Below are 18,999 nucleotides of genomic sequence, written 5' to 3'. Positions count from 1 at the left end.
CGGGGCCTCCAGCTTCACCACGTCCGCACCCAGCCACGCCAGCAACTGCGTCGCCGACGGACCCGACTGCACATGCGTCATATCCAGGACGCGCACACCTTCGAGTGCCTTGGTCACAACGGCCACCTCACAAGTCCAACGACGGGTCGGGAGTGGTGCGTCGGGATCCCATACTGCAGATTGCATACCGTATGGAGTAGCCATGGTTGCGGCCCGCACGGTGGATGTCCAGAGAAGGAGGGCAAAGATTTCCCCCGCGCTCCCTATGGATGACCCACGGTCACCGTGTTAAATTAACATGAAGATTCGTTTTTTAATCGAAGGATGAATCCATGCCGAAGGTCACGCAGGAGTACATGGAGGCCCGCCGCAGGCAGATCCTGGACGCGGCGCGCCGCTGCTTCCTGCGGGACGGGTTCCACTCCACGTCCATGCAGGACCTCTTCGCGGAGTCGGGCCTCTCGGCGGGCGCGGTGTACCGGCACTTCGCCAGCAAGAACGAGATGATCACGGCCATCGTCGAGGAGAGCATGCGTGACGTCCTGACGATGGTCCACGGTGTCGCCGAGCAGCGGCCCACCAGCTCCGTCGGGGACCTGATGGCCGGTGTCTTCGACATCGTGAAGGCCAAGACGGCCGAGCAGAACATCGCCGGGCTGTCCGTGCTGGCCTGGTCCGAATCCCTGCGGAACCCCTCACTGGCCGAGCAGTTCAACGACCTGCTGGCCCAGATGCGCTCCGCCCTCACCGAGGTCGTCCGGGAACACCAGCAGAGCGGCACCCTGACGCGTGAGGCCTCCCCCGAGGCGATCGGCGCCACGCTCCTGTGCACGCTGCCCGGCTACATCCTCCACCTGGCCATGGGTGACTCCGAGGCCGTCGAGGGGGTTCCCGACGCGCTCCGCGCGCTCTGGCCCGATGCGGCAGCGTCCTGACACCGCGCCGCGCACGGCGGGCCGGGGCGCTCAACGCGGCATCGGCCGGCCGGGCATCTCACGGACCTGGGCCTCCAGGTGCAACCGGCACCAAGTGTGCTCCGGGGCGGCCAGGTCCCACAGTCCCGCCAGGAACCGCACGTCCACACCGACCGTCACGGCACGGCCCGGGCCCCTCCCCGCGATGTCCAGCCGGACCAGGGCGGCGGCGTCGGTGATGCCGTTGAGCGTGAGCATCACGATGAGGGCCCGGCGGGTGCCGGTGTCGTCATGGGGACGGACCAGCCGCAGCTCCCCACCGGAACCCGCGAGCTGGCGCCCCAGGTCCGTCCGGCCCCACGACAGGCGCCGCGAGCCGCCCCCTTCGTCCGCGCCGGGTATCCGAAAGCGCACCAGCCCCCCGGCCGGTCCGCCGGCGCCATGGCCGACGAGGTACGCCTCCACGAGGTGCAACGGCAGGGACGGGAAGAGCCGGTCGCGGCGCCCGCTGCGCAGCCGGTTGCCGGCGCCGCGGTTGCCGTCGCCGCCGTCCGGAGACGGCGGTGAGGCATGGGGCAGCCGGCGTCCGCGCCTCATCCGTGCCTGTGCAACGGCTTGCCCGCGAGAGCGAGGAACGCCTCCCCCAGGGCCTCGTTCTGGGTCGGGTGAGCGTGGACGAGGGGGGCGACGTCGCCCGGATGGGCTTCCCAGGCGACCGCGAGCTGCGCCTCCGCGATGAGCTCGCCCACCCTCGCACCGACCATGTGGACCCCCACCACCGGGCCGTCCTTCTCACGGACCAGCTTCACGAAGCCGGACGTACCGATGATCTGGCTCTTGCCATTGCCCGCCAGGTCGTACTCGACGCTCTCCACCCGGTCGGCACCGAACTTCTCCTCGGCCTGCGCCTGCGTCAGGCCGACCGACGCGACCTCCGGGTCGCAGTAGGTGACGCGGGGGATGTGGGCTTCGGCGATCGGTGCCGGGGCCAGACCGGCGATCTCCTCCGCGACGAAGATCCCCTGCTGGAAGCCGCGATGCGCGAGCTGGAGACCTTCGACGACGTCCCCGACGGCGTAGACGCCGGGGACCCGGGTACGGAGGCCGGCGTCGACCTCGACGAATCCGCGGTCCAGCGTCACGCCGACGTCCTCGAAGCCCATGCCGGCCGTGCGGGGTCCCCGCCCGACGGCGACCAGCAGGACGTCGGCCTCCAGGGGCTCGCCCGCCTCGATGCCGACGAGGACCCCGCTCGCGCTCTGCTCGACGGCTGCGACCCGGACGCCGGTGCGCACGGTGACCCCGCGGCGCCGGAAGGCACGTTCCAGGGCCTTGCCGCAGGACCGGTCCTCGTTCGGGACCAGGCTCGGGAGCGCCTCGACGATGGTGACGTCGACGCCGAACGAGCGCCACAGGCTCGCGAACTCGACACCGATGACACCGCCACCCAGGATGACGGCGCTGCGCGGAAGCTCCGGCAGGCAGAGCGCCTGCGTCGACGACAGGATCCGGCCGCCGAACTCCAGCCCCGGCAGGCTGCGGGCGACGGATCCGGTGGCCAGGACCACGGCCTGCGCCGCGCAGTAGTCGTCCTCGCCGACCCGCACGGCCGTCGGCGACACCAGGTGCCCGCGTCCCCGGACCAAGGTCACGTCATGGGCCGCGACGAGTCCTTGCAGCCCCTTGTACAGGCGGTCCACGACGCCGTCGCGATAGGCGTACACGCCGGGGACGTCGATGCCCTCGAAGGAGGCACGGACGCCGATCGACGCGGCGTGCCGCGACAGTTCGGCGACCTCGGCGGCGTGCAGCAGGGCCTTGGTCGGGATGCAGCCGCTGTGCAGGCACGTTCCGCCGAGCTTGTCCTCCTCGACGAGGGCGACGCTGAATCCCAGTTCCGCGCCACGGAGCGCGGCGGCGTAACCGCCCGATCCACCGCCGAGGACGACGAGGTCGAAAGTGCTCCCGGTCATGCTGCGTTCTCCTTCTCCTCGCGTTCGCCGGTGTTCACAGCAGGATCCGCAGCGGGTGTTCGAGCACGTCCACGAACTCCTTCAGCCACTCGGCCGCGGTGGCGCCGTCCACCGCCCTGTGGTCGACGGCGAGGGTCAGCCGCAGGACGGACGCGACGTCGACCGCACCGTCCTCGACGACGGCTTCCTGCCGCACCGCGCCGACAGCCAGGATCGCGGCCTGCGGCGGGTTGATGATCGCCGCGAAGTCCTCGGTGCCGTACATGCCGAGGTTGGTGATCGAGATCGTGCCGCCCTCCAGTTCGTCCTGCCGGAGCCGGCGCTCCTTCGCACGGGCGATCACGTCCTTCGTCGCCGCGGCGACGCCGCTCATCGACAGGGACTGCACACCGCGGACCACCGGGGTGACCAGACCTCCGTCGGTGGCGACGGCCACGGCGATGTCGACGTCCGAGAAGTGCCGGATCGAGGTGTCGTTCCACTGCACGTTCATCGCGGGAACGCCCGTGTGCGCGGACGCGATCGCCTTGACGAGCAGGTCGTTGATCGACACCCGCACGCCCTGGCCGGCGTTGATCTGCTGCCGCAGTGCGAGCAGCGCGTCGACGCGTGCGCTGCCGCGCAGATAGAAGTGCGGCGTGTCCCGCTTGCTCTCCGTCAGCCGGCGGGCGATGGCCGCCCGCATCCGCGTGTTGGGGACGTCCACGAAGCGCGGGGCCGCCGCCGGGGCCGGACGTGCCGCGTTCTCCGCCCCGGTGTCCGCCGGCGCCGCCGCCTCCTGCCGGGACGGCCGGGCGGCGGCCGCCTCGACGTCGGTGCGCCGGATGCGTCCGCGCGGGCCGCTCCCCGCCACGGCGTTCAGATCGACGCCGAGCTCGCGTGCGAGACGTCGCGCCAGCGGACTGGCGAAGAGGCGCTCGCCCCCGTCGCCTGCCGCCCCGGTGGGCGCCGGAGCGACCGCGCCCGGCGGCGCCGAGGCCGCGGAGGCAGTCACCGGAGCCTGTCCGCCGCCCAGCGAGGCCACCAGTTCGTCGACCGCGGACGCCGGCTCGTGCGGCGACCCCCAGACCGCGATGGGCGTACCCACCGGCACCGTGGTGCCCGCGTCCACCAGGAGGCGCAGGAGGACGCCGTCGCTCTCGGCCTCCACGTCGACCACGGCCTTCTCGGTCTCCACCGTGACGATCGAGTCGCCTGCCGCATAAGGGGTGTTCACCCCGACGTTCCAGGACTCCAGGATCGCCTCCGCGGTGTTGGCGGCGATCTCGGGCATCCGCAGCAGCTCAGCCATTGTTCTGCCCCCGCGTGATCTCGCGGAGCTTGGCGACGACTTCCTCGGTGGAGGCGAACGCGGCACGCTCCAGGACCTTGCTGATGCTCGGCGACGCCTCGCCGCCCGTCACCCGCTCGACCGGGGCGTCGAGCCAGTCGAACAGCCGCCGGTGGATCTCGTCCGCGAGCCAGCCGCCGTAGGAGGTGCCGAGGGCGCCCTGCTCGGCGATGAGCACGTTGTTGGTCTTCTGCACCGACCGCGTGATCGTGTCCCAGTCCAGGCTGGCCCGGTCCAGCCAGCGCAGGTCCACGACCTCGGCGTCCACTCCCGTCCGCTCCACGGCCTCCAGCACGGCCGGCGTCATCGCGAGATAGGTGAGGATGGTCAGGGCCGCGCCCTCACGGCGTACGGCGGCCTTGCCGACCGGCAGGTGGTGGTCGTGGTTGTCCGGCAGCCCCGGACCGGTCGAGTTGTACAGATCGACGTGTTCGAGGACCACCACCGGGTCGTCGCAGGCCAGGGCGGTGTTCATCAGGCCGACGTAGTCGAACGGCGTCGACGGCGCGACGATGCGCCAGCCCGGCGCCGTCGCGAAGATGCCGGCCGGGTCCATCGAGTGCTGCGACCCGTAGCCGGTGCCGGTGGCGACCTTGCTGCGCAGGACGAACGGCACCTTGCCCTCGCCTCCGAACATGTGGCGGGCCTTCCCGATCTGGTTGAACAGCTGGTCCGCCGCCACCCACATGAAGTCGGCGTACATGAACTCCACGATCGGGCGGAACCGGCCGTCCAGGGCCAGTCCTCCCCCGAGGCCGGCGAACGCGTTCTCCGATATCGGCGTCCCGACCACGCGGTCGGGGAACGCCTCGCTCAGGCCGCGGGTGGCGCCGTTGGTGCCGCCGTTGAGGCGGTGCACGTCCTCCCCCATCACCACGACGCGGGGATCGGTCTCCAGCCGGCGCCCCATCACCCCGGCGACGGCGCCGATGAACTTGACGTCGGTCAGGTCGTCGGCGAAGTCCCCGGCGTCGGTGAACTCGATCCCGGCCAGCTCCGACAGGTCGCCCCGGACGCCCTCGTCGACGAAGGCCGGGTCCGGCCACTCCGAGGGCACGATCCGCCGCTCACCCGGCTTTCCGCCCGGCCGCGGTTCGAGGATGACGTCGCCGAGCTCGATCATGAGGCCCTTGGCGCGCTCGATCGTCTCGGCGACCGCCTTCTTGGTGAGGATCCTGCGGCGCACCAGGTGTCGCACGATGGTGTCGAGGGGGTCGCGGGCACGCCACTGCGCCTCCTCCTCCCTGGTCCGGTAGCGGAACGCCGAACCGGCGAAGGGGCCGTTCTGGTGGAAGTAGCGGTAGACATCGGCCTCGATCATCGTCGGACCGTCGCCGCTGCGCATGTGCGTGAGGGCCCGTTGTGTCACGAGGTGCACGGCCAGCGGATCCATGCCGTCGACCTTCCAGCTGCGGATGCCGAAGCCCGGGCCGCGGCCGGACAGCCTTGGCTCCGCGGTGACTTCGGATACGTGGGTGGACACGGCGTACAGGTTGTTCTCGACGAAGAAGCACAGGGGCAGCGACCACGCCGCCGCGAGGTTGAGGGTCTCCAGCGTGGATCCGATGTTGATCGCGCCGTCGCCGAAGAACGTGAAGGCCACCGCGTCGGTCCCGGCCTCCTTGTGCGCCCAGGCGGAACCGGCCGCGAGCGGTACCCCACCGCCGACGATCGCGTTCGTCCCGATCGCGCCGGCCTCGTGCCACTGCAGGTGCATGCTGCCGCCCCGGCCGTGGCTGAAGCCGCGGTCCAGTCCGCAGATCTCGCGCAGGCTGCGCAGGAGCAGGGCCCGCACGTCCTCGGGGAACGGCTTCGTCGGCTCGATGCCCTTCGGATGCAGATGGGCGAGCGCCTTGGCGAGGAACTGGTGATGGCCGCGGTGCGAGCCGTTCACGGTGTCCTGCGACGTCAGGGCGAAGCACGCGCCGACCGCCCCGCCCTCCTGGCCGATGCTGGAGTGCGCGGGACCGTGGATGAGTCCGTCCGCGGCGAGCTCCAGGACGTACTCCTCGAAGGTCCGGATCAGCACCAGCTGGCTGAACATGCCCGTCAGGAGGTCCGGAGCCGCGGCGTCCCAGTCGTCCTGGGTGACGACGAACTCCGACCAGGCGGCGTTGGCTTCGAGTGTGTTTTCCGCAGGCATCGGGTGCCCCCTTCGATCAACCGGAGTGCATCGACCCTGCCACAGGGTTGGATCCAATGACAAGGTTCCGCTCGACAGATTGGCGGATGGACGGGACCATTGCGGCGGTGTTCGGATCCAAAGGAGGAAGATCATGACTCTGCCCGGCCTCATGCGCCTGGACCACATCGGCTTCACGGTGCCGGACCTGGACCAGGCGCACGCATGGCTCGTGGACGTCCTCGGCTGCGAGTACCTGTACTCGATCGGCCCGTTCAGCGCGACGGACGGCTGGATGGCGGAGCACCTGAACGTGGACGCGGGCACGGTCATGCGCCGGCTGAGCTTCTACCGGTGCGGCGAGCAGGCGGTGTTCGAGGTCTTCGCGTACCAGGCGGACGCGCAGCGGAAGGACGTCCCGCGCAACAGCGACGTCGGCGGCCACCATGTCGCGCTGTACGTCGAAGACCTCGACGACGCCGTGTCGTTCCTGAGAGCGAGGGGCGTTCCCGTGCTCGGCGACCCGACCGCCAGCGCCGGGCCGTCGGAGGGACAGCGGTGGGTCTACTTCCTCTCGCCGTGGGGGATGCAGTTCGAGCTGGTGTCGTATCCTGAGGGCAAGGCCTTCGACCGCGACCCGTCACAGTTCAGAGGTGACCGCTCTTGACCCCCGCGCAAGCTCGCGATCCGCGCGGGTCGGACAGCGTCAGGAGCCGGCACATCGCGGGCATCCTGCGCGAGGAGATCCTCGCCGGCCATCTGACGCCCGGAACCTGGCTGCGCCAGGACGAGATCGCCGCGCGCCTCGGCACGAGCCGGATCCCGGTCCGCGAAGCGCTGCGGATCCTGGAGTCCGACGGCCTCACCGAGTCGTTCCCCAACCGGGGCTCCCGGGTGCCGATGCTCAGCCTCCAAGAGGTGAACACCTACTACCGGATGCGCGAGCGCCTCGAGCCGCTGACCCTGATCGAGTCCCTCCCCCATCTCGCCGACCACCACGTCGAGCACCTGGAAAGCCTCCAGGACGAGATCGAGAACCAGGGCGACGTCAACCGGTTCCTCCTGCTGGACCGCGAGTTCCACATGACCACCTACGCGGGGTGCCCCAGCGACCACCTGCGGGCCATCACCGAGCGGCTCTGGAACTCCACCCAGCACTACCGCCGTGCGTTCATGGTGCTCGCCGACCCGGACCGGGCCACCATCGTCAACGCCGAGCACCGGCTGATCCTCGACGCCGTGCGGCGCCGCGATCCCGAGGACGGTGAGCGGTACCTGACCGGTCACATCCGCCGCACGAGGGTCCAACTCACCGCGCACCCGGAACTCTTCGCCGAGAAGCACTGACGCGAGCGGGACACCGGAGCTCCCGAGGAGCCGACCGGCGTCCCGCCCTGCGCGCAGCGCGCTCGGCCGCGCCTTGCGAACCCCGGGTCCGGGGCACCGATATCCACGCTCTAAATGTATCCAACTTGAGACGATGGAGGGCGCGCACACCACAACACCCCTGGCGCACCACCACGGCGGAGCCTACAGTGGATCCAATCAAGGTTCATGGATGCCCATGCCACGAGGAGAGCGCCGTGCCTATCGCCACCGTCAACCCCGCTACCGGTGAGCTCGTCGAAGAGTTCGCTCCACTCACCGAGGAACAGGTCGGCCAACGGCTGACGCGGGCGGAAGCCGCGGCCGCGACGCTCCGGGCGACCGGCTTCGACACCCGCGCCCGGTGGATGCGGGCGGCCGCGGACCTGGTCGAGGCCGAGGCGGACCGGACGGCGCCCATGCTCACCGTCGAGATGGGCAAGCCGATCGCGCAGGCCCGCGCGGAGGTCCTCAAGTGCGCCCACGCGATGCGGTTCTACGCGGACAACGCCGAGACCCTGCTGGCCGACCAGCCGCTCGCCGACCCGCGGACGGTCAAGGCCTCGGCCGCCTACACCTCCTACGAGCCTCTCGGCGTCGTCCTCGCCGTCATGCCGTGGAACTACCCGCTGTGGCAGGTGATCCGCTTCGCCGCGCCCGCGCTGATGGCCGGCAACGTGGGCCTGCTCAAGCACGCCTCCAACGTCCCGCAGTCCGCGTTGTACCTCGACACGCTCTTCGAACGGGCGGGCTTCCCGGTCGGGTCGTTCCAGGCGCTCCTGATCGGGGCAGCCGGCGTCGAAGCCGTCGTCCGCGACCGGCGCGTCGCCGCCGTGACGCTCACCGGGTCCGAGCCGGCCGGGCGGTCGATCGCGGCGGTCGCGGGCTCGGAGGTGAAGAAGGCCGTGCTGGAGCTGGGCGGGTCCGACCCGTTCATCGTGCTGCCCTCCGCCGACGTCCGCGCGGCGGCCCGGACAGCCGTGACCGCGCGCACGATGAACAACGGCCAGTCGTGCATCGCGGCCAAGCGCTTCATCGTCCACACCGAGGTGTACGACGAGTTCGTCGAGGCCTTCGTCGCGGGCACGAAGGCGCTGACCGTCGGCGACCCGCTCGACGAGGACACCGACATCGGGCCGATCGCCACGGAGTCCGGTCGGCGCGAGCTCGCCGAACTGGTCGACGACGCCGTCTCGCAGGGTGCCGTCCTGCGGTGCGGCGGGTCCGCGGTCGGTACCGAGGGGTGGTTCTTCGAGCCGACGGTGCTGGAGGAGGTCACCCCCGCGATGCGGGTGTACCGGGAGGAGGCCTTCGGTCCGCTGGCCGTGGTCCACCGGGTCGACGACATCGCACAGGCCGCGGCGCTCGCCAACGACACGGCCTTCGGCCTGAGCTCGTCGGTGTGGACCACCGACCCCGACGAGGAGCGGTTCCTGATCCCCCGGCTCGAGGCGGGCGCCGTCTTCGTCAACGGCATGAGCGTCTCCTACCCCGAACTGCCGTTCGGCGGCGTGAAGGACTCGGGCATCGGCCGCGAGCTCGCCGCGGAAGGCATCCGGGAGTTCTGCAACCTCAAGACGGTCTGGAAGGGCTGACGGGAGCCGCTCCCGCAGAGCACGACCAGGACGCCCGCCGAGCGGCGGGCGTCCTGGTCGTGCTCAAAGTGGCTTTTCCGCCCAGCGGTTCAGCGTCCCGCTTTTGTCGTCATAGGTGAGCCAGGTCCCGTCGCCGAGCGGACGCACATAGCTGTCGACAGGGCCCGTGGGATAGTCGACCGTCCCGCGTACCTCCAGGCTGTGGGCGTCGAGCAGCCAGTGGCGGGCCTGTTCGGGGTCCTCGGCGGAGTCGATCGTCGAGGCGATGACCGTGTCGGCGTCCACGAAGCCGCAGCCGTAGTCCCAGCAGGGCGGGTCCTCGTCGTCGGCCGGATCGGGCGAGACCTCGGCGAGCACGGTGCCGTCCAGGGCGTGCAGTTGCAGGTCGCACCCGCTGTGCTCGACGGTCAGGGAGCCCGGATGCCCCGCATGGACGTCCATCAGGATGCGGTCCATGCCCTCGTTCAGGTCCCAGCCGGTCAGCTCGCCGCCGTCCCGGCGCGCCCAGTGCAGCAGGATGCCGTCCTGGCCCATGCCGATGCACAGGCCCATGTGGACACCGTCCGGGTGGGACAGATGATGCGAACCGGACGCCGCGCTGCCCAGCGGCAGCCGGGCCAGCTCCCGGCCGTCCCGGGCGTCCAGGACGACCCAGCGCTCCTCCCACTCGCCTTCCGCCGGCTCGGCCACGACATGCGCCCAGACGAGCCGGCCGTCGTCCGAGACCCGGCAGGATCCGTGCTCGTGACCGGGGCACACCTCCTGCTCGTCCCCCGTGTGCGGGTGGTCGATCTCGGGGCCCCAGCAGGCGTGCCGGTACTCCCACAGGGTCCCGCCGCCCCTGCCCACCGCCCGTACGGCGCGCTGGCCCGAGAACACCGCGAACGTGCCGTCGGGACTGACCGAGTGGACGCCGCGGTCCCACCCGGGCCAGGGAAGGGGGAAGACGGCGGCCGGCCCGCGCTCACCCGCGAAGACCTCGCCCAGGTCGTGGACCTCCAGCTCACGCCCGTTGCCCAGCAGGGCGCGGCACGCACCGCCCCCGCGGCTCTCGAACGCGAAGCCGTTGACGAGTGCGCCCCCACCCGGGAGCTGCACCGAGTCGCGCAGTTGTGCGGTGATCGACATGGCCCGAACGTAGCGGACCCCACCGACAGCGGGTCACAGGACCCGGAGGATGTCCTCGACGCGGTCCTTGGCGTCGCCGAAGAGCATGGCGGAGTTGTCGCGGTAGAAGAGGGGGTTCCGGACCCCGGCGTAACCGGAGGCCATGGAGCGTTTGAAGACGATGACGTTCTCGGCGTTCCAGACCTGCAGGACGGGCATGCCCGCGATGGGCGAGCCCGGGTCCTCGGCGGCCGCGGGGTTGACGGTGTCGTTGGCGCCGATGACGAGGACGACGGCGGTGTCGTCGAAGTCGTCGTTGATCTCGTCCATCTCCAGCACGATGTCGTAGGGGACCTTGGCCTCGGCGAGCAGCACGTTCATGTGGCCCGGCAGCCGGCCCGCGACCGGGTGGATGCCGAAGCGCACGTCGACGTCGCGCTCCCTGAGCTTGCGGGTCAGCTCGGCGATGCCGTACTGGGCCTGGGCGACGGCCATGCCGTAGCCAGGGGTGATGATCACCGAGTCGGCGGAACCGAGGAGCTCGGCGACGCCCTCGGCGGTGATCTCGCGGTGCTCCCCGTAGTCCTTGTCGTCGGCGGGGCCCGCCTCGATGCCGAACCCGCCGGCGATCACGGAGAGGAAGGACCGGTTCATCGCCTTGCACATGACGGAGGACAGGTAGGCGCCCGAGGAGCCGACCAGGGCGCCGGTGATGATCAGCAGGTCGTTCTCCAGCAGGAATCCCGACGCCGCGGCCGCCCAGCCGGAGTAGGAGTTCAGCATCGACACGACGACCGGCATGTCCCCGCCGCCGATCGAGGCGACCAGGTGCCAGCCCAGGGCCAGCGCGACGACCGTGACCGCGACCAGCAGCCACAGCGCCGGGTCGATCACGAACCACGTGGTGAGGACGGCGAAGGCGGCCAGGGCGCCCAGGTTGAGGAGGTTCTTGCCGGGCAGCATCAGCGGGGCCGACGTGATCCGCGCCGAGAGCTTGAGGAACGCCACGACCGAGCCGGTGAAGGTGACCGCGCCGATGAAGACGCCGATGAACACCTCGGCGGAGTGGATCCCGAGCAGGTCCTGGGCCCGCAGCGCGCCGGCCTCGGCACTGCCCGGGCCGTCGAGTGCGGCCTCCACGTGCAGGTAGCCGTTCCAGCCCACCAGCACCGCCGCCAGCCCCACGAAGGAGTGCAGCAGGGCGATCAGTTCGGGCATCCCGGTCATCTCCACGACCCGTGCCCGCCACAGTCCGACGGCGGCGCCGACCGCCACGGCACCGGTCATCAGGGCCAGACCGGCTCCGGAGATGTCGTGGTCGATCGCCAGCACGGTCGTCGCGGCCAGGGCCACCGCCATGCCGCCGATGCCGAAGGTCTTGCCGGCCTTGGCGGACTCGTGGTGGGACAACCCGGCCAGTGCCAGGATGAAGAGCAGGGCCGCGACGATGTAGGCCGCCGCCGCGCCGGTCTCGACGGTCATCAGATCAGACATGGCAGAGCCCCTTCAGCTTCTCGAGAACATGGAGAGCATCCGGCGGGTCACGGCGAAGCCACCGAAGATGTTGACGGAGGCCAGCAAGATCGCGATCGTCGAGAGCGCGGTGACGACCCCGCCGTTCGGGGGCCCGTCGTGCCCGATCTGCATCAGGGCGCCGACCACGATGATCCCGGAGATCGCGTTGGTCACGCTCATCAACGGCGTGTGCAGGGCGTGGTGCACCTGCCCGATCACGTAGTAGCCGATCACGATCGCCAGCGCGAACACCGTCAGGTGCCCGAGCAGCACCGGCGGCGACAGGGCGGCGAGCAGGAACAGCACCGTGGCACCGACGCCGACCACGGCGAACCGCCGCCGGGCCGACACCGGCGACCTGCCCTGGGAGCCGGCCGGTTTCGCCGCCGGAGACGCGGCGGCGGGGGTGGCCGCCGGGGCGGCGGACACCTGGACCGGCGGCGGCGGCCAGGTCGGCTCGCCGTCGCGCACCACGGTCATCGACCGCTGCACGACGTCGTCGAGGTCCAGCACCAGCCGGCCGTCCTTGGCCGGGGTCATCAGCTTCATCAGGTTGACCAGGTTGGTGCCGTACAGCTGGGACGCCTGCGCGGGCAGCCGACCGGACAGGTCGGTGTAGCCGATGATCGTCACACCGTTGTCCGTGACCACCGCCCGGTCCCTGACCGTGCCCTCGACGTTGCCGCCGTTGGCGGCCGCCAGGTCCACGATCACGCTGCCCGGCCTCATCGAGGCCACCATCTCCGCGGTGATCAGCGTCGGCGCCGGACGCCCCGGGATCAGTGCCGTCGTGATCACGATGTCCATCTCCGTGATCCGGTCCGTGTACAGCTGCGCCGCACGGGTGTTGTAGTCCTGCGACATCTCCTTGGCGTAACCCGTCGCCGACACCTCCACCTCGCCGGCGTCCTCGGCCTCGACCGAGAGGTACGCGCCGCCCAGCGACCTGACCTGGTCGGCGACCTCGGGCCGCGGGTCGGTGGCGTACACGACGGCACCCAGGCTTCCGGCGGCACCGATCGCGGCCAGACCCGCCACCCCCGCACCGCAGACCAGCACCTTCGCCGGCGGCACCTTGCCGGCGGCCGTCACCTGGCCGGTGAAGAAGCGGCCGAAGACGTGCGCGGCCTCCACCACCGCCCGGTAGCCGGCGATGTTCGCCATCGAGGACAGCACGTCCAGCGACTGCGCCCGCGAGATACGGGGCACCGCGTCCATGGCCAGCGCCGTGATCGGCCGCCGCGCCAGGTCCTCCACCAGCGCGGGATCGAACGCCGGGCTCATGATGCCCACGACCGTCGCGCCCGGCTTCAACCCGTCCAACTGCTCGGGCGAGAGGGCGTTCACACCGAGCACGACGTCCGCCGCGAGCGGGTCACCCAGACTCGCGCCGGCCCCCGCATAGGCCTCGTCCGGGAAGCTCGACAGCGCCCCCGCGCCCGGCTCCACCACGACGTCGTACCCCAGCTTGACCAGCTGGACCACCGTGGCGGGAGTCGCGGCAACGCGCGTCTCGCCACGGCGGGCTTCGCTCACGATTCCGATCAGCATTCCCAGAACTCCAGGTGTCGAAGGTGCAGGGCATTGGGGGGACGGCCGTCACGCCGACCAGGAACGCCATCCAAGACCGGTGGCGGTCTTGGATGGCGTCGGCCCGGGGACCCGCGATCAGGCGACGGGCTTCGACAACCCGCCGTCGACGCGCAGCACCTGACCGGTCATGTAGGAGGCGTCGTCGGACGCCAGGAACGCCGCCGCGGCGCCGATCTCGGCGGGCTCGGCCCAGCGGTCGAGGCGGATGCCGAGCCCCTTGGCCATGCCGGCCCGGACCTCTTCGGCGCTCTTGCCCTGCTGCTTGGCCATAGCCTCGGTCTTGGTGAGCCAGCCCTCGGTCTTCGTCATCCCCGGGGAGATGGCGTTGACCCGGACGTTGCCGGCCGCCGCCTCGGTCGCCAGGTAGCTCGTGAGCGCGACCACGCCCGCGTTCACGATGGCCGTGGGGCCGGTGTTCGGGATCACCGCGTGCGCGGTCGCGCCGACGACGTTGATGATGCTGCCGCTGCCGGTCCGGCTCAGGAGGGGGAGGGCGGCCTGCGCGACACGGAGGAACCCGATCAGCTTCGTGTCGAAGGCGGACGCGACGACGTTCTCGTCGGCCTGCTCCAGGGGGGAGGGTGCGAGCTGCGGACCCGCGTTGTTCACGACGATGTCAAGGCTGCCCTGCCACGCGTGCACCTCCGCCAGCGCGTTGTCGACGGACTCCGCGTCGGTGACGTCCACGACGACGGGGAGCACGTCCTCCGCGCGCCCATCGGCGGTGAGACGACCGGCCGCGGCCTTGACGGCCGCTTCGTCCCTGGCCGCGATCGCGACCTTGGCACCGCGCTCGAGCAGCGCCTGCGCGATGGCGTAGCCCAAGCCCCGGCTACCACCGGTCACGAAAGCCGTCCGGCCCTCCAAGTTCCAACCTGCGGCCATGTTCGGTTCCTCCAGTCAGCGGCTGATCCTTCTGCCGAGAGTGGATCCGACGCTCGAAGGCCGCAGCAAGCAGCGCTAACGCCCGGTTCACAGGTGGACCGACAGGCCGGCTCACCCCTACCGGCCGGGTAACGGAGCGCGGCGCACACTGAGCCGTGCGCAGCCTGCTCCGAGGCGAGGGACCGCCAGGTCCCCCACGGGTGCGCGCACCAGACCGTCACCGGTGGTGCGCATGTGTCTCCCCTACCCGCGACTTCCGCATGGCAAAGGACTTGTGATGGCGATTCCGACGTTTGGACCGAACGCGGTCGACTGGGAAACCCGTATCGACATGAACAGGCTCCGCGACGAGCGACTGGCGCGTCTGCGCGTCTCGTTGGAGCAGTCCGACCTCGGAGCCGTCCTGGCCTTCGACTTCGCCAACATCCGGTACATGACCTCGACCCACATCGGCACCTGGGGCATCGACAAGATGATCCGGTTCTCCCTGCTGGTCAGGGGAGGGGAGCCGATCGTCTGGGACTTCGGTTCGGCCGCCAGGCACCACCAGCTGTACAACCCGTGGCTGGACTACTCGAACGCCCAGGCCGACGGCGATCCGCACGGAGCCCACCACGGAGCCGACGCCCGCAACCCCAGCGGTGCCCGCGCCGGCATCTCGACGCTGCGCGGCGCCATCAACCCGCTGGTCGGGATGGCCGACTCCGTCGCCCGGAAGATCAAGCACGAGCTCGAGCTCTACGGGCTCCTGGACGAGCCGCTCGGCGTCGACGTCATCGAGCTCCCGGTCCTGGCGGCCCTGCAGAACGCGGGCGTGACGGTGGTGGACGGCCAGCAGGTGTTCATGGAGGCCCGGCGCATCAAGACCCGCGACGAGATCCACCTGCTCACCCACGCCTGCTCGATGGTCGACGCCGCCTACGAGAACCTCTACGAGTTCCTCCGGCCGGGTGTGCGCGAGAACGAGTGCGTGGGCGTGGTGGCGAAGACCCTCTACGACCTCGGCTCGGAGTTCGTCGAAGGCGTCAACGCGATCTCCGGGGAGCGGTGCGCTCCGCACCCCCACGTCTTCTCGGACCGCATCGTGCGGCCCGGGGACCCGGCGTTCTTCGACATCCTGCACAGCTACAACGGCTACCGCACCTGCTACTACCGCACGTTCGCCGTCGGCAGCGCCTCGTCCGCCCAGCGCGACGCCTACACGCGGTGCCGCGAGTACATGGACGAGGCGATCAGCCTCGTCCGGCCCGGGGCCACGACGGCGGACATCGTGTCGGTGTGGCCGACCGCGCAGGAGTTCGGGTTCGCCGACGAGGAGGCGGCCTTCGCGCTGCAGTACGGCCACGGTGTCGGGCTGTCGATCTGGGAGAAGCCGGTGTTCTCCCGGCTGGTGTCCCTGGAGCACCCCGAGGTGCTGCAGGAGGGCATGGTGTTCGCGCTCGAGACCTACTGGCCGTCGAAGGACGGGTGGGGCGCGGCCCGGATCGAGGAGGAGCTCGTGGTGACCGCGGACGGCTGCGAGGTCATCACCAAGTTCCCCGCGGAGGAGCTTCTCGTCGCCGGGCGGCGCTACTTCACCGTCTCGGGACCCCTGCCGGCCGAGCGCGACTCCCAGTCGCACCTGAACACGTTCGCGGGGACCGGGACCAAGCGCCGGGACGACGCCGCGGGTCTGTGACCGCGAGGGCCGTCCGGAACCTCACACAGCGGCCGGCGCCTTCCCCTCGCCCTGGGCGGTGGAAGGCGCCGGCCGCTGTGCGGTCAGCGGGTGGTCTCAGGGGCGATGTTCTTGTTGAACCGCAGCAGGTTGTGCGGGTCCCAGGCGGCCTTGACCGCACGCAGCCGCCGGTGCTTGGCCTCGCTGCCGTGCACCCCGCGCCGCCACTGTTCGCCCAGGTCGTCGCTGAGGTTGGCGTAGCCGTTCGTCAGCGCGTGCGGCCGCATCGCCTCGGTGAGGGCCGTGGCCCAGTCGTCGTACTCCGCGTCGCGCTCGGGTGCGTCCCACTTGCAGATGGCCTCCCACAGCCAGGCGGCGCCCTCGCGGGAGAAGGCCATGGCGTCCTCGTCGCGGTCCTCGGATATCGCGCCGCCCATGAACGAGAGGTTGAACGAGTAGATGTCGCCGGGCTTCGACGGCACGGTGGCGACGTGCTCCAGCAGCACGTCGACGGCGTCGGCGGACAGCGCCGGCAGATACCCACCCCGCAGGTTCATGCGCATGCCGTAGGGGGCGACCGCGTCGAGCATGCTGTTGGCCCGGACCCACGTCGTCCTCCCGACGAGGTCGGCCAGCGGACGGCCGAGCGCCGCGAGCGGCTCGACGACCCCGGGGGCCGCGGCGGGCTCCCCGGTGTGGACCACGACGAGGATCAGCGCCGGCTTCCCGTGCACCTCCTCGGGCAGCATCGGCAGCGGGGGAGCCGGGGCGATCGCGACCAGCAGTCCCAGCTCCCGCGGGGCCGTGGCCAGATGGGCCGGGAGCTTGCCGAGGACGTCGGCGGCCTGGTCGAACGGGAAGATCAGCTGTCCCGCGACGACCTCGGGTCCGATCGGGTGCGCGCGGTACTCCAGCGAGGTGACGACCCCGAAGTTGCCGCCCCCGCCGCGCAGCGCCCAGAACAGCTCGGGGTTCTCGGTCCCGTCGGCGCGGACCTTGCGGCCGTCCACGGTGATCATGTCGCAGCCCAGCAGATTGTCGACGGTGGCACCGTGGCGGCGCATCAGGTAACCGATGCCGCCGCCCAGGGTCAGCCCGCCGACGCCGGTGCTGCTGACCGTCCCCGCCGGCACGGCCAGACCGTGACGCTGTGCGGCGGCGTCCATCTCGCCGAGTGTGACGCCCGGCTGGGCCCGTACCACCCGGGTCTGGGGGTCGACGGTGACCGCCCGCATCGCCGAGAGGTCGACGACCAACGCACCGCCGGGCATCGCGTAGCCGTCGGAACCGTGCCCGCCGCTGCGCACGGCCACGGGAATGGCGCGTGCGGAGGCGTAGCGCAGGACGGTCGCGACGTCCTCCTCGTCGGCGCACTGCGCGATGAGCGCCGGGCCGTCGTCGGCGGCACGGCCCTGGTAGAGCGCACGCGCCGTGTCGTAACCGTCGTCGGCGGGGCGCAGCACCGTGCCGCGGAATTCGGTGGGGAAGTCGGAGTGGGAGCGGGGTTGCGTCGACACGCTCATGAGGCCTCCTGTGTGGGGAACGCACGAGGTAACCGGAAATTCAATTTCCGCTTGCGTCCTCAGGACACTAACATCGGTGGCAAATGAACCCGTTGACACCCCCCGGCGACCGCCCGCTGCGCGCCGACGCCCGCGAGAACGTCCGACTGATCCTGCAAGCCGCCCGGGAGGTCTTCGCCGACCGCGGCTACGAGGTGTCCATCGAGGCGGTCGCCCGCCGCTCGGGATTGGGGATGGGCACCGTCTACCGTCACTTCCCGAGCAAGAACGCCCTGGTCGAGCGCGTGGCGATCGACGTCATGACGGATACGTCCCTTGAGATCCGGGACGTCTCGGCAGCCGAACCCGATCCCTGGGTGGTCTTCACGCGGGTGGTGCGGTACATCGCCCAGGTCCGCAGCAGCCAGCTCTTCCCCGTCAGCCGGAGGCGGACGATGGAGCCGGGGCCCGAGCTCGTCGCGGCCCGCGAGGCCCTGCTGGCCGACTTCGCCGAGGTGGTGGCACGGGCCCAGGAGGCCGGGAGCCTGCGCGAGGACGTGACCGTCTTCGACCTGGTCCTGATGCTGAACTCGATCCCGGCCCAGATCCCGCAGGACGGCAGCAGCGACCCCTCGGTGGATCTGGCGGGCCGCCAACTCGGGGTGTTCCTCGACGGCCTGCGCTCCCCCGGCGGGGAGTCGCTGCCGTCACCGGGTGCCGGCCGGCGTGACCTGGACCGGTTCTTCCGAACGCGCTTCGGACTCTGACCCGGCTCCGGCCACCACCACCCGAGGTCATTTCGGATCCATTCAGCCCCACAGGGGTCAAGATTTGCCCACCAGGCGGTTGAGTTTGGATCCATCTCCTGCCATGGTGGAGAGTGACGGAACCCGGGGAGCGCCGCCGTGACCGGGCGTCACGGATGTGACGTACCGGGTGCCTTGGGCCGCACCGCGCCCCGGCGAGCGTGACCGGTGGAGCGCCGGCCAACGGCGGGAGCCGGACACCACGTTCCTCCCGCCGGGGCGCCCGGAAGCCTCCTCCTCCCGCGGGCGGCCGGTGGGATCCGCGCCCTCGGGAGCCCGCCGCGGACCGCGACGTGACGTGACGTCCAGAGCGCCGAAGGACACCATGAGCTCACCCGAGCAAGACCCTCAAGCCAGGACTCCCCCTGTCGCATGGAGCGTGGCGCTACGGGGTGCCGTACGAGGCAGGGCCATGGCGCAGACGACCACAGCCGCCCTGGTCGTCGGCTCGACCCTGTTCATGGTCAACCTGTACTCGCAGGTCAGGGACGGCCCGTTCACCTGGGCACTCGCGGCCCGCACGGCACTGACCTTCCTCGTGCCGTGGCTCAACGCGACGATGGGGATCACGATCGGCCTGCGTCGCCCCGGCACTTCACCCCGCCGCCCGGCCACGCCCCAGGCCGCGGCCACTC

17 protein-coding genes are annotated in these 18,999 nt (G+C 70.9%); 7 read left to right on the top strand and 10 right to left on the bottom strand.

The genetic code is table 11. From position 1 onward, the window contains the following. Positions 1-117 (bottom strand): CoA transferase (locus tag PV350_RS32870; protein ID WP_500337344.1); only part of this gene is annotated, 117 nt, incomplete at its 3' end. A gap of 215 nt (positions 118-332) precedes the next feature. On the opposite strand from PV350_RS32870, the gene PV350_RS32865 reads away from it, so the two are divergent. Next, a complete protein-coding gene (locus PV350_RS32865; protein WP_499514948.1) occupies positions 333-935 on the top strand; it encodes a TetR/AcrR family transcriptional regulator in 603 nt (200 codons plus the stop codon). A gap of 30 nt (positions 936-965) precedes the next feature. On the opposite strand, the gene PV350_RS32860 is transcribed toward PV350_RS32865, so the two are convergent. From PV350_RS32860 to PV350_RS32845, 4 genes are read right to left on the bottom strand one after another with little or no spacing between them, the layout of a single operon-like run. Continuing rightward, positions 966-1,511, bottom strand: a complete 546-nt coding sequence (locus PV350_RS32860; protein ID WP_499514947.1) for a hypothetical protein — start codon at positions 1,509-1,511, stop codon at positions 966-968. After that, positions 1,508-2,887 (bottom strand): dihydrolipoyl dehydrogenase, encoded by a 1,380-nt coding sequence (gene lpdA, locus PV350_RS32855; RefSeq protein WP_499514946.1) that lies wholly within the window; start codon positions 2,885-2,887, stop codon positions 1,508-1,510. Before lpdA ends, PV350_RS32860 begins: the two co-directional genes overlap by 4 nt. Before the next feature lie 34 nt (positions 2,888-2,921). Next, a complete protein-coding gene (locus PV350_RS32850; protein ID WP_499514945.1) occupies positions 2,922-4,178 on the bottom strand; it encodes a dihydrolipoamide acetyltransferase family protein in 1,257 nt (418 codons plus the stop codon). After that, positions 4,171-6,360: a dehydrogenase E1 component subunit alpha/beta gene (locus PV350_RS32845; protein ID WP_499514944.1), complete on the bottom strand. Its 2,190-nt coding sequence runs from the start codon at positions 6,358-6,360 to the stop codon at positions 4,171-4,173. Before PV350_RS32845 ends, PV350_RS32850 begins: the two co-directional genes overlap by 8 nt. 133 nt (positions 6,361-6,493) lie before the next feature. On the opposite strand from PV350_RS32845, the gene PV350_RS32840 reads away from it, so the two are divergent. From PV350_RS32840 to PV350_RS32830, 3 genes are all read left to right on the top strand, one after another. Then, positions 6,494-7,006 (top strand): VOC family protein, encoded by a 513-nt coding sequence (locus PV350_RS32840; RefSeq protein WP_499514943.1) that lies wholly within the window; start codon positions 6,494-6,496, stop codon positions 7,004-7,006. Then, positions 7,003-7,686: a GntR family transcriptional regulator gene (locus tag PV350_RS32835; RefSeq protein ID WP_499514942.1), complete on the top strand. Its 684-nt coding sequence runs from the start codon at positions 7,003-7,005 to the stop codon at positions 7,684-7,686. The genes PV350_RS32840 and PV350_RS32835 overlap by 4 nt, the downstream gene beginning before the upstream one ends. 236 nt (positions 7,687-7,922) lie before the next feature. Further along, positions 7,923-9,299, top strand: coding sequence for an NADP-dependent succinic semialdehyde dehydrogenase (locus tag PV350_RS32830; RefSeq protein WP_500337342.1), 1,377 nt, complete (start codon positions 7,923-7,925; stop codon positions 9,297-9,299). 63 nt (positions 9,300-9,362) lie between these two features. On the opposite strand, the gene PV350_RS32825 is transcribed toward PV350_RS32830, so the two are convergent. The 4 genes from PV350_RS32825 to PV350_RS32810 all read right to left on the bottom strand — a co-directional run bounded on the left by PV350_RS32825 (position 9,363) and on the right by PV350_RS32810 (position 14,399). After that, positions 9,363-10,427, bottom strand: coding sequence for a hypothetical protein (locus tag PV350_RS32825; RefSeq protein WP_500337341.1), 1,065 nt, complete (start codon positions 10,425-10,427; stop codon positions 9,363-9,365). A gap of 33 nt (positions 10,428-10,460) precedes the next feature. Beyond that, a complete protein-coding gene (pntB, locus tag PV350_RS32820; RefSeq protein ID WP_500337343.1) occupies positions 10,461-11,888 on the bottom strand; it encodes a Re/Si-specific NAD(P)(+) transhydrogenase subunit beta in 1,428 nt (475 codons plus the stop codon). 24 nt (positions 11,889-11,912) lie between these two features. Further along, entirely contained in the window at positions 11,913-13,472 is a 1,560-nt protein-coding gene (locus PV350_RS32815; RefSeq protein ID WP_500337340.1) for a Re/Si-specific NAD(P)(+) transhydrogenase subunit alpha, read from the bottom strand. A gap of 117 nt (positions 13,473-13,589) precedes the next feature. Further along, entirely contained in the window at positions 13,590-14,399 is an 810-nt protein-coding gene (locus PV350_RS32810) for an SDR family NAD(P)-dependent oxidoreductase (RefSeq protein ID WP_500337339.1), read from the bottom strand. Between the two features lie 277 nt (positions 14,400-14,676). Between PV350_RS32810 and PV350_RS32805 the strand changes: the two genes are divergently transcribed. Continuing rightward, on the top strand, positions 14,677-16,077 hold the full coding sequence (locus PV350_RS32805) for a M24 family metallopeptidase (RefSeq protein ID WP_500337338.1): 1,401 nt from the start codon (positions 14,677-14,679) through the stop codon (positions 16,075-16,077). An 83-nt stretch (positions 16,078-16,160) separates the two neighbouring features. On the opposite strand, the gene PV350_RS32800 is transcribed toward PV350_RS32805, so the two are convergent. Continuing rightward, the gene (locus PV350_RS32800; RefSeq protein ID WP_500337337.1) at positions 16,161-17,579 is read right to left on the bottom strand and encodes an FAD-binding oxidoreductase; all 1,419 of its coding nucleotides are present in this window, start codon (positions 17,577-17,579) and stop codon (positions 16,161-16,163) included. Between the two features lie 83 nt (positions 17,580-17,662). Here PV350_RS32800 and PV350_RS32795 point away from each other — a divergent pair, with 83 nt between their 5' ends. Together PV350_RS32795 and PV350_RS32790 are read left to right on the top strand one after the other, a co-directional pair. Beyond that, positions 17,663-18,325: a TetR/AcrR family transcriptional regulator gene (locus tag PV350_RS32795; RefSeq protein WP_500337336.1), complete on the top strand. Its 663-nt coding sequence runs from the start codon at positions 17,663-17,665 to the stop codon at positions 18,323-18,325. A gap of 451 nt (positions 18,326-18,776) precedes the next feature. Further along, on the top strand, positions 18,777-18,999 hold a 223-nt coding region (locus tag PV350_RS32790; RefSeq protein ID WP_500337335.1), incomplete at its 3' end, for a hypothetical protein.

The organism is Streptomyces sp. PA03-6a, assembly GCF_033792765.1.
GTDB lineage: Bacteria > Actinomycetota > Actinomycetes > Streptomycetales > Streptomycetaceae > Actinacidiphila.
Note: the sequence above shows the minus strand (reverse complement) of the source record. Positions and strands in the feature narration are given on the sequence as shown.